At 64.3% G+C, this 13,025-nt stretch carries 10 protein-coding genes; 4 read left to right on the forward strand and 6 right to left on the reverse strand.

Annotation, left to right across the window (positions count from 1 at the left end):
* Positions 1-13 precede the first annotated feature (13 nt).
* Positions 14-241, forward strand: a complete 228-nt coding sequence (locus JQ624_RS16860) for a tautomerase family protein (protein ID WP_212420029.1) — start codon at positions 14-16, stop codon at positions 239-241.
* Between the two features lie 73 nt (positions 242-314).
* Here JQ624_RS16860 and JQ624_RS16865 read toward each other — a convergent pair whose 3' ends face one another.
* Positions 315-461 (reverse strand): hypothetical protein, encoded by a 147-nt coding sequence (locus JQ624_RS16865; protein WP_212420030.1) that lies wholly within the window; start codon positions 459-461, stop codon positions 315-317.
* Here JQ624_RS16865 and JQ624_RS16870 point away from each other — a divergent pair.
* Complete coding sequence (locus tag JQ624_RS16870) at positions 442-810, forward strand: DUF1127 domain-containing protein (RefSeq protein ID WP_212420031.1); 369 nt, start codon at positions 442-444, stop codon at positions 808-810. The two genes, JQ624_RS16865 and JQ624_RS16870, sit on opposite strands and share 20 nt — an antisense overlap.
* Before the next feature lie 1,053 nt (positions 811-1,863).
* On the opposite strand, the gene JQ624_RS16875 is transcribed toward JQ624_RS16870, so the two are convergent.
* Together JQ624_RS16875 and JQ624_RS16880 are read right to left on the reverse strand one after the other, a co-directional pair.
* The gene (locus JQ624_RS16875) at positions 1,864-4,317 is read right to left on the reverse strand and encodes an adenylate/guanylate cyclase domain-containing protein (protein WP_212420032.1); all 2,454 of its coding nucleotides are present in this window, start codon (positions 4,315-4,317) and stop codon (positions 1,864-1,866) included.
* Between the two features lie 234 nt (positions 4,318-4,551).
* Positions 4,552-6,609, reverse strand: coding sequence for an AsmA family protein (locus JQ624_RS16880; RefSeq protein ID WP_212420033.1), 2,058 nt, complete (start codon positions 6,607-6,609; stop codon positions 4,552-4,554).
* Positions 6,610-6,830: 221 nt separating this feature from the next.
* Between JQ624_RS16880 and JQ624_RS16885 the strand changes: the two genes are divergently transcribed.
* Both JQ624_RS16885 and JQ624_RS16890 read left to right on the forward strand, forming a co-directional pair.
* Complete coding sequence (locus JQ624_RS16885) at positions 6,831-7,505, forward strand: Crp/Fnr family transcriptional regulator (protein WP_108522260.1); 675 nt, start codon at positions 6,831-6,833, stop codon at positions 7,503-7,505.
* A gap of 67 nt (positions 7,506-7,572) precedes the next feature.
* Positions 7,573-7,779: a hypothetical protein gene (locus tag JQ624_RS16890; RefSeq protein WP_212420034.1), complete on the forward strand. Its 207-nt coding sequence runs from the start codon at positions 7,573-7,575 to the stop codon at positions 7,777-7,779.
* Between the two features lie 181 nt (positions 7,780-7,960).
* Here JQ624_RS16890 and JQ624_RS16895 read toward each other — a convergent pair whose 3' ends face one another.
* From JQ624_RS16895 to JQ624_RS16905, 3 genes are all read right to left on the reverse strand, one after another.
* Entirely contained in the window at positions 7,961-11,122 is a 3,162-nt protein-coding gene (locus tag JQ624_RS16895) for an efflux RND transporter permease subunit (protein ID WP_212420035.1), read from the reverse strand.
* Positions 11,122-12,045, reverse strand: a complete 924-nt coding sequence (locus tag JQ624_RS16900) for an efflux RND transporter periplasmic adaptor subunit (protein ID WP_212420036.1) — start codon at positions 12,043-12,045, stop codon at positions 11,122-11,124. Before JQ624_RS16900 ends, JQ624_RS16895 begins: the two co-directional genes overlap by 1 nt.
* A 158-nt stretch (positions 12,046-12,203) precedes the next feature.
* Positions 12,204-12,881, reverse strand: coding sequence for an OmpA family protein (locus JQ624_RS16905; protein ID WP_212420037.1), 678 nt, complete (start codon positions 12,879-12,881; stop codon positions 12,204-12,206).
* Positions 12,882-13,025: the final 144 nt, after the last annotated feature.

Consider the following 13,025-nt stretch of genomic DNA (forward strand, 5'->3'; position numbering starts at 1 on the left):
GCAGGAGAACAGCATGCCGTTGATAGAGGTTCACGTCATCGAGAACGTGTTCAATGCCGAGCAGAAGCGCCAGATGATCAGCAAGCTCACCGACGCCATGGTGTCGATCGAAGGCGAGAACATGCGCGGCGGCACCTGGGTCAAGATTTCCGAAGTCGCGAGCGGCGATTGGGGCGTCGGCGGTCAGTCGTTGACCACGGAAGCCGTCAAGGAGCTCGCGGCCGGATGCAAGGTGGCCTGACGCGCGGCGCCTTGCATCGCCAGCGGGCTGGCCCTGCCGGCGGTGCGGCGCATCGCTTCCTCATTTTGATCGTTCACGCAGCCGTGTCCGGTGCTCGTCGCCGCGCCGAAGCCTGCTGACACCATGCTGGCAGCAGGCCTTCGATAGAAAGGGTACCGGCAAGCTCACCGGGTTCCGGTTGCTTTTGAAAGAAAATAGCCATGACGATGCTGACCACCATTCCGACCTCCGCCACCAGAGCGTTTTCCAGCGAAGTGGGGACCGGTTCGCGTCAAGAAAACGCGTCAAATCAAAAATCTGGAGCCCCGTTCCGATTCAATCGGAACGGAGAAGACTCCAGGCCATTTGCCTGGCGAACTGCAGTTTTGCTGGCGCGCCTGCGCCGTCTCATCAACCGCTTCCTCGCGGCGGTGATCGCGCGCCACGAGCGCCACGCCGCGCGCGCCGCCCTGCACAGGCTCGACGACCGCCAGCTCCAGGATTTCGCGATGACCCGCTCCGAGATCGAGAGCAGGCTCGAAGAACTGGCGCAGACTCGCGCGCGAATGCAGCAGCCGGGTTGGCACTGACGGGCGGGTGCGGCGTCTTGTCAGTATGTCGGCCGCAGCCGGGCCAGGACGTCCACATACGAGTCTTGAAGCTGGCACAAGGCCAACAAGTGCAGGGCGCCTACTTTGCGGACGAGATAATTCAATTCATTGGCCCGAGGGTACAGCGGGACTAAGAACTAATGCATCGCTCCTCGTGCGGGTGCCGCGTATCCGTTAGCTTGATTATATGCACGGATGGAGCACGGCGCCCTTTCCTGCATGATCGAAGGCCAATGAGACTGCCCAGCACTGATTTGCCGGACAGCGCAAATCAAAAAGCGATCTTCCGCAAAAATAATTCGCTTTCCGATTGACCCAAATCACCCTTACAACTCCGCGCATCCCGTCCTGTTCAGAGGGGCGTATCGCGATCGTCACGGACGTTGGGTGCGGGATGCGATGGACGCGGCAGCGTCGGGCGCGCGAGGGGTCGCAGGGCGGATTTCCGTGAGCGGCCGGCCGGCGCGCAGACGACCGGCGCTTAAACGCCTTCGCCGGAATTTCGGTCGGCAGCACATGAGCCGGTCGAAGCGTTTTGGTGGAGGAAGCCGCGGACGGCAAAGGCGTGTGGTCCTGGCACCCGTGGCTGGTGTCAAGCTGATGGAGATTGGTCGGGCCCAACCGGGCTTCGGTGGATCGTCAATTCGTCAGCGATGGAGGCAAGAGGAATTCGTCTCCAGGGAGAGCGCGTTATAAGCCGTAAAACCATTGCGCAGGGAAGGCCGGGTGGTCCGGCGCACCTTGCGGTCACCCGTGTGCATTTCTGCGCACGATCGCGGGTGCTGAGGGCACCCGGCTTTCCCTGCGCCCTCTGAATTTTCGGAGGGCGAATGAATGATGCAAATCCCCGGGCGCGTGGCGCCGCGGGAAGATTGCTGCTGTTTGAAATGTGAGGCGAGCGTGCGGCACACTCATCGTCGTCCCTGCGAACGCAGGGACCCATAGCCACCGGCGGTTGTTGGGAGCAGAGTGTCAGCTACCGCGTCTCACCGATAGATCACGCGGTATGGGTCCCTGCGTTCGCAGGGACGACTAAGATTTTTTCTTCATCCGCGCCGCGGCCGCGGCCGCATCGACAACATTGTCGACTTCCTCGCGCCAGCTCAAAATCTCCGCCGCCAAAATCGGATGATTGAATCCCTTCAGGTTCAGATCGTCGATCGGCTTGCCCTCCACCCACGGCTCGACCATGCCGTAGACGCGCCTGCTCACCACGATCTGGTTCGCCTTGGCTTCGTCGCACAGCCGCGACGCCAGATTGGTGACGCTGCCGATCGCGGCGTATTCCAGCCGCTGCTCGAAGCCGATCTGGCCGAGCGTGGCGTAGCCCAGCGCGATGCCGATGCCGAAGCCGAGATTGTGGCCGCGGTTGCGCCACTTGTCGGTCAGCCCGCCGATGGTGTCGCGCATCTCGACCGCCATCCGCACCGCGCGCGCGGTGTGGTCGTCGAACTGGATCGGCGCGTTGAACAGGATCATCACGCCGTCGCCGGCATAGCGGTCGAGCGTGCCTTCATACTTGAAAATCAGTTCGCCGAGGGCGGCGTGATATTCGCGCAGCACGTTCATCGCCTCCTCGGGCTCGGTGGTCTCGGTGAACGCCGTGAAACCGCGCAGATCGCAGAACACCACCGTGACCTCGCGGCGGTGGCTGTCGAGCAGGCCCTCATGGCCGTCGGAGGAGGCGATCAGTTGCGCCACCTGCGGCGCCAGGAAGCGCTCCAGCCGCCGGATGCGCTCGATCTCGCCGAGCTGGGTCTCGACGCGTTCCTCCAGCGAGCGATTCCAGTCCCTGAGCTGGTCGGTCTGCTCCTGCAGCTTGTCGGCCTGCTCGCGCACGATGTCGTTGGCGGCCAAGAGCTCGCGGCTCTTGTGGTCCACTTCCGTGAACAGCCGAGCATTGCGCATCGCCAGTACCGCCTGGTGCGCAAAGGTCTTCATCAGCCCGATCAGATTGTCGGAGAATTCGCCGGCATTCTGCCGCAGCACCACCAGCGAGCCCAGTATGCCGGTCTGGTCGACCAGCGGCACTACCAGCACCGAGTTGAAGCCGGCTTCGAGCGCGACGTCGCGCAAGGGATGTTCGGGCGCCGCGCCGAGATCGGGAATGGCGATCGGCTCGCCCGTGGTGGCGGCCTCGCCGAGCGGGGAGTTGTCGGCGTCGATGGCGCGGTGGCCGCCTTCGGCCGATTTGTCGATGCCGATCGATTCGGCGAGGCTGAACTGGTGGTTGCCGGCGTCATAGCCGTAGATCAGCACGGCGTCGGCATGGGTGATTTCCAGCGCCCGCGCGGCGACCGTGGGCAGCACGGCGTTGAGGTCGAGCGAGGAGGCGACCGCGCGGCCGACTTCCTCGAGCACCTTGAGCTCGTTGATCGATTGCGCCAGATCCCGCGTCCGTTCCTTCACCTTCTCCTCGAGGCCGGAATAGGTCGCGGCGAGCTGCCCGGCCATGCCGTTGAACTGGTTCGCCAGCTCCTCCAGCTCGTCCGACGTCTTCACCTCGATGCGGTGGCCGAAATCGCCGGCGCCGAGACGCCGCGCGCCGGCCTGCAGCGCCGTGATCGGCACCAGCATGCGGCGCGCCATGATGGTGCCGGCGATGATCGCGACCACGAGGCCGAGCGCGATCAAAAGCGCGATTCGCATCAGTTGATCGCGGATCGGCGTCAGCGCCTGCGCGGTCTCCTGCTCGAAGAACACGTGCCAGCCGAGCTTCGGCACCAGGCTCGATGTGGTCAGCACGGCGTTGCCCTTGGCATCCTTGCCCGACGCCGGCGCCACGCCGCCGGGCCTGCTGACGGCTGCGACCTGCGGCAGCGTCGACAGATTCCTGCCGACCTCGGGCCCGTTCGAGGAGGCGGCCAGCACGTCGCCCCTGGAATCGGTAACATAGGCAAACGCCACCTTGCCGACCTGGGCGTCGATCAGGAACTCCGACAGGAAGTCGAGGTCGATCTCGGCGACGGTGATGCTGCCATCGGCATGCGGCAGCGCGATCGACATGAACGGCCGCTCACCGCGCAAGTAAGCCGGCGCGAAGCTGGTGCCGCGCGGGATGGTTTCGGTGAGCCTGACGTCGCGGGAGAAATCGGCGTTGCTGTCGAGCGTGACGGTCTGGCGCGTCATGCGGAGCTGTTCGCGGCCCTGGGCATTGAGCAGCGAGAGCTGGCTGACCTGCGGCACCTGCCGCAGCAATTGGGCGTAGTCGGCGCGTCGGAGGTCGGTGGTGTTGGAGGAGGCGCGCGTCACCCAGGAAATCTGCCGCTCGAGGTCGGACAGCGATTGCTGGATCCGCTTGGCGGTCGCTTCCGCCTTCTCCGACATGCCGTCGTTGAGCGAGCTCTTGATGCCGCGATAGGTGATCCAGATTTCGATCGCGCCGTTGACCGCCAGCACGAACACGACGAGGCCGACCAGCGCGACGACGTATTTGGCGAACAGGCCTTCGCGCAGGAACCCGGTTCTGTCCTTGACCTCGTTCATCCGGACCCTCGTGCGCCACAGCCTCGCGCGCGCGTCGGTTTGTCATTGGCGCCGGCCTGTCTCGGCAGCCCCGGCATGAGGGCCCTGTTTAGCACGAATTGGGGGGGCGGGATTGTGCGTCCACCCACATGGTTAGCCCCGATTATAGGCAGGAATCGCGGGATTCGTCGTGGCCGGGCTTGCTTAACCTCGCCCCGGTCTGAACAAAAAGAGCGGGGCGAGGGAGTGGCAGCTTCACCGGTTGAACAACTGCCGCAAGACCTCGTTCATTGGCTGACTGTCCTGCTGGGCGGTCGCATCGCTCGGCGGTATGGGAGGGGCGGGCTCAGCCGGGGCGGCCTCGGTCGGCGCCTCGGCCGGCAAGGTGCGGCTCGGGATGCTCCGCTGGCCGCTCGGCCGGCCGCCGCCTTGGCCTTGGCTCTGATTCAATCCGCTCAGGCCCTGCTGCAGGAGATTGCCGAGGGTCTCGCCGAGCTGGCCGCCGAGCGGATTGCCCGGCTGCTGGCTGCCGGCCGCACCGCCTTGTTGTCCGCCGGCCGTCCCCGGCTGCCCGCCGAGCAGGCTGCCGATCGCAGCCCCGAGGCCGCCGCCGTTCTGGCCGAACAGGCCCTTGCCCATCTCCTTCAGCTTGGCATAGGCGGCGTCGGGATTGTCGAGGATGCCCTGCATTTCCGGATAGATCCGTGGGCTCCCCCACGGGCCCGCGATCATCACGGGGATGCCGAGCCCGACCGGATCGGTGGCGCGGCCCTGGCCTTCGGTGGTCATCACGAGCTTCGGCTCGACCCGGAATCCGATCTGCTTGGTGCCGAGGTCGATGGTGCCCGCGCCGGTCATCTTGACCAGCGGGCCGACCAGATTGAGATCGGTGGTCTGCGCCTGGCCCTTGTCGATCTTGAACGACGCCGACAATTGCGAAAGGTCGGTCGCCTTCTCCTCGCTCTCCTGCCAGCCCGACAGCGTGCTCGCCGTCAGCGAGCGGATCATCTGCGCGACGTTGAGCCCCTTGATGGCGCCGTCCTGGAACACGACAAAGGCGGTGCCGGCCATGTTCGACATGATCGCGCGCTGGCTGGTGCCGGAGGAGCGCACGCTGACCTTCGCCTGCATCTTGCCGTCGATCCTGTTGAAGTCGGCAAGGCCGTCCAACAGCGGCAGCGCGCGCACGCCGGCGAGGTCGGCCCGCATCGTGTAGGTGGGATTGGCGGTGGAAACGTCGACGGTCAGATCGCCATTGGCGTTGCCGTCATAGGCGCCGAGGTTGGAAACCTGCGCCTTCAGGACGCCGCTTGTGAGCGTGGCGTCGATCGCGGCGGGGGTGAAGCGCGCGTCGCCGATCTTGAGTTCGGACGCGGAAATGCGGGCCTGGAGATCGACATAGTTGAGGCCGTTGATGTCGATCGTTGCACTGCTCCAGGGCTGGCCTGCGGAACTGCCGGTGCTGCGGGTCATCGCGACCGCGAGCTTCTGGAAATCGAGGTCGAGCTTCACCAGCGGCTTGCTCGACAGATCGACCGAGGCCCAGCCGTTAAACGCGGCGTCGCCGAGCGCGCCGGTGACGCCGTTGATCATCACGACGGAGCCGTTAAGCCGGACTTCAGCCTTGGCGGTGAGCGGGGTGCGCAACAGGTCGGGTGCGTCGATCTTGATGTCGGCCGGGATATTCTGCCGCTCGATCGGCGGTGCGGGCGGTGCCGCCTTGATCTCGAATTTCAGCGGATAGCCGTCCCTGCGGGCGCTGCCTGTCAGCACGACCTTGCGGTCGGAATCGATGGTGATGTCAGCGTTGACGGTCTCGATCCTGCGCTCGACGCGGTCGCGCAGGTTGGAGAATACGATGGTGCCGCCGGTGATGCTGATGTGCTCGATCGAGAAAGCCTCGGATGTCTTGCCGGCAGCGGGCTTCGGGGGAGGATTGGCCTCCCTGTCGCGCTCGCGTCGCAGCGGCAAATTCGCCACCGGGCGGATGATGACGAGGTCGGTGATCTGCGGTTTGCCTGCCCACAGGCTCGCGAGCGTCACGTCCGCCTCGATACTTGCGGCCGCGAAGTGGCGGTTGATGTCGCGGTCGTTCGGATTCTGCAGCGTGACATCGTTCAGCGTGATGTTGAGCGATGGCCACAGGCCGATCTTGGCGCCGCCATTGATGGCGAGCTTGTAGCCGGTCTCACGCTCGACCCGCTCCTGGATCTGCGCCGTCAGGAAGCCCGACGGGATGCCGATCACCAGCAACAACGCGATGACGACGATCACGGCGGCAATGGCGACGCCGGCAAGTTTCAGTGCTTTCATATCGACATTCCAGACCGCGCAAACGGCACTTATTTCGGCGGCGCCAGACGCGGGCGCAACCGGTCAGGCGAGCTTATCCCGGAAAGGGGGTGGGGCCCAAAGAAGCCAAAAATATTCCGGGGGTACTGCAAAGTTATGTGACTTATGACACACTCGTGGGCGTCGGAATCTTGCTAACGGCCTGAGGGGGCGGGTACGGGCTGATTTTGGAAGGTAGTACAATGAGCAAACAGGCCGAATTTGCGGTCATTTTGAAAATGAATCCGATGTTTGCGGATCTGGGCGCTGACGAATTGCAGCGCATCTCCGGCCTTTGCCACACCGAGCAGCTCGGCCTCGGCGAAATGCTGTTCCAGAAAGGCGATGCCGGCGACGCCCTCTACGGGGTCCGGCGCGGCCAGATCCGGATCGAGACGGGCGCCTCCGACGGTAGCCGCCTGACGCTGAATTTCATGGGCCCCGGCGATCTGTTCGGCGAAGTCGCCGTCCTCGACGGCCAGAGCCGCACCGCGGACGCCACCGCCGGCGAACCGTCGGAACTGTTCGTGCTGCGGCGCGAGGATTTCCTGGCCTTCCTGGAACGCGAGCCCAAGGTCGCGATCAAGATCATGATGCTGTTATGCCAGCGCATCCGCTGGCAGAGCGAGCGGATGGAGGAATCCGTGCTGCAGCCGCTGCCGGTTCGCCTCGCGCGGCGGCTCTGCGCACTCGCCTCTGACTTCGGTTCCGAAGTGCACATCTCGCAGGAGCAACTCGGCGTCTTCGTCGGCGCCGCCCGCGAGAGCGTCAACCGTCAACTGCAGCTCTGGCGCAAGGACGGCATTCTGGACCTGCAGCGCGGCCGGATCTTGCTGCAGAACATGACCAAGCTGACGGCGGTGGCAAGGAACGAGTGAGGTTCCCTCCTTCGTCAACCATGACCTGCTGTGATATGATGACCATATGAATAGGATACTCAAAGAAGTGATCGAGCACGCCGAGACCTGGCCCGTGGAGGATCAGCAGGAACTTGCCGAGTACGCCCGAGAAATCGAGGCGCGTCGGACCGGCGTCTACTCGATGTCAGACGATGAGCGAGCGGCGGTCGGGAAAGGGTTGGCTGAGGCCGATCGCGGGGAGTTCGTGTCTGACGAGATCGTTACCGAAGCCGACGAGCGCCGCGGCGGATGAAGATACGCTATACGCCCGCTGCCTTCTCCGATCGAGAGCGAATAATCGAATACTTGAGAGAACGATCTGCTGACGGCGCGAGGAACTTCTATCGGGTGCGAGACGCGATAGAAATTCTGCACATCCGGCATACCTCTCGAAGAGCGTGGAAGAACGATAGGTAGCCGGTGCAGGGCCGCCCCTATTTCGCCGCAGGCGACATCGCCGGCGGCACCGCGGGCGGGCCCTTCGCGGGCGGCTCGTTGTGATGATCCGATCGGTGGCCGGCGGGCTCGGTCTCCGCGCTGGAGACGATCAGCTTCTTGCCGAAGCGCCAGCACAGCGCGCCGAGATCATCCATTACCATGAACATCGCCGGCACGAACACCAGCGACAGGATGGTTGAGAAGATCAGGCCACCGATCACGGCGAGCGCCATCGGCGAGCGGAATTCGCCGCCGGCGCCAATCGCCAGCGCTGACGGCATCATGCCCGCGGCCATCGCGATCGTCGTCATCACGATCGGGCGCGCGCGCTTCATGCCGGCGTCGATGATGGCCTCGTCGCGCTTCTTGCCTTCGCGGATCGCTTCGACCGCGAACTCCACCAGCATGATGGCGTTCTTGGTGACGATGCCCATCAGCATCAAAATGCCGATCCACACCGGTGTCGTGAGCTGCTTGCCGGTCAGCAGCAGTGCAGCGATCGCGCCGCCGATCGAGAGCGGCAGCGAGAACAGAATGGTGATCGGCTGCAGGAACGTGCCGAACAACAGCACCAGCACCGCATAGACCATCATCAGGCCGGCGGTGATGGCGGTGGCAAAGCCTTCCGACAATTCGTTGAGGCTTTCGGCGTCGCCCGAAGGGCTTACCTTCACGCCCTTCGGCAGGCTCTTCATGACCGGAAGGTCGTAGATCATCTTGGTGGCGTCGCCGAGCGCTGCGTTGCCGACAAGATCGGCCGCGACGGTGGCCTGCCGTTCGCGGTCGTAGCGGTTGATGCTGGTCGGGCCCTGATCGAGCTGGATGTCGGCGACGACCGACAGCGGCACGCCGCCGCGTTCGCCGCGCTGGCCGAGCGGCACCCGCAATTGCTGCAGCATCTGCAGGTCGCTGCGCGCACTGTCCTCGAGCTGGACGCGGATCGGCACCTGACGGTCGCCGGCATCGAATTTCGCCAACGCCGGACCGACGTCGCCGATCGTGGCGACACGAATTGTCTGCGACAGGCTTTCGGTGGAGACGCCAAGCCGCGCCGCGAGTTCGGCGCGCGGCCGGATGCGCAGCTCGGGCCGGTCGAGGGAGGTTTCCGAAATCACGTTGGCGATAATCGGAATCCGCTTCATCTGCGTCGCCAGCTCGCTGGCGACGTTGTTGACGATGTTGCTGTCGACGCCGGTCACGACCAGCGAAATCGCGCGCAGGCCGTTTTCGTCCAGGAACCAGAAGCGGATGTCCGGAACGTTTTCCAGTTCCTGGCCGATCTCGAGTTCGAGTTGCCGCTGGGTGATCTTGCGATCGGCCTTCGGCGTGTAATTGATGATCAGCGCGGCGCGCCGCACCTCCTGCGTTCCCGGCGGCACCCTTCCGCCATCGACGAAGATGCTCTTCACCTCGGGCCGCTTGCGCAGGCGGGCGACGATTTCCTCCGTCACCTTCTCGGTATAGGCGAGCTGCGAGCCCGGCGGCAGCTCCATCGCCAGAAGCGAGCGCGCGGTGTCCTGCGCGGGCAGGAAGCCCTGCGGCAGCAGCGTAATGCTCCAGATCGAAGCCGCGAAGACGCCAAAGCCGATCAATACCGTGATAAAGTAGTGCTTCACCGACCAGGTCACGAGCCTGGTGTAGACCTGCAGGATGCGTCCGGGCGGCGGGTCCTCATGCGGGTGATCCTTCAGGAAGTAGGCGGCCAGCACCGGCGTCACGAAGCGCGCGGCGAGCAGCGAGAAGAACACCTGCACCGACACGGTGATGCCGAACTGCTTGAAGAACTGCCCGGCGATTCCCGACATGAAGCTGGCGGGCGCGAAGATCGCGATAATCGTCAGCGAGATCGCGATCACCGCGAGGCCGATTTCGTCGGCCGCTTCGAGGGCCGCGCGATAGGGCGACTTGCCCATGCGCATGTGGCGCACGATGTTCTCGATCTCGACGATGGCGTCGTCGACCAGAATACCCGTGGACAGCGTGATGGCGAGGAAGGAGACCAGGTTCAGCGAGAAGCCGAGCAGGTCCATCGCCCAGAACGCCGGGAAGATCGACAGCGGCAGCGAGATCGCGGCGATGATGGTTGCGCGAATGTCGCGCAAAAACAGCAAGACGACGATGACCGCGAGGATCGCGCCTTCGAACAGTGTCGAGATCGCGGCATGGTAATTGCCTTTGGTGAATTCGACCGAGGTGTCGATCAGCTTCAAGTCGACATCGGGATAGGCCGCTTTCAGCGCTTCGATGCGCTTCTGCACGGCGTCGGCGACCACCACATCGCTGGCGCCCTTGGAGCGCTTGATGCCGAGCGCCACCACGGGTTCACCGTTGAAACGGGCAAAAGTCCGGCGATCGGCGATGGTGTCGGTGACGGTGCCGAGATCGTCGAGCCGCACCTCGCCGCCGCCGAACAGCGGGATCATGGTGCCGGCGAGTTCGTTCAGGGTCTTGGCGCCGGCAAGCGTGCGGATCGCCTGGTCGTTCTTGCCGATTTCGGCGCGGCCGCCGGCGAGGTCGACATTGGTGCCGCGCAGGATCTGGCTGACATTGACGGCCGTGAGCCCCGCCGCCTGCAGCCGGTCCGGATCGAGTGAGACGAGTATTTCGCGCTCGACACCGCCGATGCGCTCGACTTGCGCCACGCCGCGCACGCCCTGCAGCGCGCGTTTGACGACATCGTCGACGAAATAGGAAAGCTGCTCCGGCGTCTTGCCGGGCGAGATCGCGGCATAGGTGACGATCGGCAGGCCGATCACGTCGACGCGCTGGATCAGCGGTTCGTTGACGTTCTGCGGCAGGTTGGAACGTACACGGGTGACGGCGTCCTTGACGTCATTGAGCGCGCGATCGGTGTTGGTCTCCAGCGCGAACTGGATCGTGGTCACCGACAGGCCGTCGGTGATCGACGACGAAATATGCCGCACGCCCTCGACACCGGATACGCCGTCCTCGATGGTCTTGGTGACCTGGCTTTCCAGCTCGGCGGGAGCAGCGCCGAATTGCGCGACCGCGACCGAAATCACGGGGATGTCGGCGCTCGGCAGCCGTGTCACCGCGAGCTTGGTGAAGCTGACCCAGCCCAGTACCAAAAGAATGATCGAGAAGACGATCGAAGGCAGCGGGTTCCGGATCGACCATGCCGAGATATTCAAAGCCATTAGCGTGCCCGCGTGCGCTCGAGTTCGTCGGCGAACATGATCTTGATCTGGTCGCCGTCATGCAGCGAGGTGCCAGCATCGGCCACGACGGTTTCGCCGACGTCGAGGCCTTCAAGAATTTCGGTGGAGGTTTCGGAAGTCAGGCCGACGCGCACTCTTCGCGTCTCGATGGTGTTGCCTTTCACGACCTGCAGCGTCAGGCGGTCGATGGCGGTGCGCGGGACGGCGACGCCGCAGGAGCGCTTGGCGTCGATATTGGCGCGGGCAAACATGCCGACCTTGAGCGACGGATTGTTGTTCAGCGAAATCCGGACCTTGCCTAGCTGGGTGGTGCGGTCGATCTGCGGCGAGATCTGCCGGACCTTGCCGACGACGTCGGGCGCGTCGTCGCGGCTGATGCGCACCGTCGCACCCGGATTGAGCTTGAGCAGATGAACGCTCGGCACTTCGGCCTCGAGCTCGATTTCATTGTTCACGGAAATGCGGAACATCGGGCCTGCCTGCGGCGAGGCCGGCGCTCCGATGGCGGTCCTGGCTTCGGTGACGAGGCCGGCAGCGGGCGCGCGCAGCGAGATCGGGCCCTGTCGGCCGCCGGGAGCGCCGGGCTGCTGCGGCGGCGCGGTGAGGCGCGCCAACTCCTGATTCTCGGTGACCGTGTCGCCTTCCTTGACGAACAGGTCGGTGACCCTGGAGCCCTCCTGATCGACGCCGACCTGGGCCTCGCGGCGCGGCACGATAAAGCCGGTGACCCGCACCATGTCGGAGAAGCAGGCATTGGTGGACTTGGTCACGATCACCAGCGCCTGGCCCGGCGTGTCTTTCTCTTCGGCGCGCGGACGGTGCTCGAACCAGTAATAGCCGACGGCCAGAGCGGCAACGAAAGCCACTCCGAGCGCAGGTTTGAGATATTCGGAGAATTTCATCGCCGGATCAATCCAGACTGGAAGTCAAAACAAACAGGGCGCGTCAGGCCGGCCGACGACCTGCAATGGAGCCAAAACGAATACGTCCCGCACGGGTGCTGCGGGACGTATTGTAACCGGAAACTATTGGTCGGCGCCACGCCCTTGCCTGCAAAGCCTTATTTGGCTGCGTTCGACGCCGTGGCCTTGTTTTCCATGTTCACGACCTGGACGCGGCGGTTCACCTCGGCCATCGGCTGGCTCGGATCCTTGAGCTTGCTCTTGCCATATCCGACCGTGACGAGGTCGGTGCCGTTGATGCCATATTTGTCGACGAGATAGCGCTTGATCGCGTCGGCGCGGCGCTCGGAGAGATCCTGGTTGTAGGTTTCGCCGCCGGCCGCATCGGTATGGCCCGCGACCACGAAGGTCGAGCCTTTGAGATCATTGTTGGTGAGGGCGCGGCCGAGCGCCTGAACCGACGGCAGCGACTTCGTGCTGATATCGGCCGAGTTGTAGTCGAAGTTGATCTCCAGATCGATCTTCGGCTTGTCCTTGACGATGGCGGCGATCTCCTCGCGCTCGGCGCTCGAAAGCGAACGCGTGGAGCGGCCACGGATCTTCTGGACGAACTTGCCCTCGGCGGCGGTTACTGCCGGGTCGACGACGGTCTGCGGACCGGTAGAAAGGCCGCGGGTCAGCGGCTTCTTTTCCGGCGCCAGCGCGCGAACGATCTGGTCCTCGGTGACGTTCTTGTCCTGGGCCAGGGCGGTTTCCGCACTGAAGGAAATTGCGGCGCCGAGCGCCGCAACCGAGACGATTGCGGTGAAGGTCTTCGCTGCCGAGATATTTGCCATTGACAGTCCCCTCCTGCGGGCTTCCCACGCGGTTCCAACGTCATCCAAATTGGCTGCCAGACCCTGATTGCGGCCGGCTGCTTTACCTTAGTCTGGACGCCCCGCCACAGGGTTCGAGGGGCCGCCAGCCTTCATCCAAAAAAA

The sequence above is a fragment of the Bradyrhizobium sp. AUGA SZCCT0283 genome, from assembly GCF_018130385.1.
Lineage (GTDB): Bacteria > Pseudomonadota > Alphaproteobacteria > Rhizobiales > Xanthobacteraceae > Bradyrhizobium.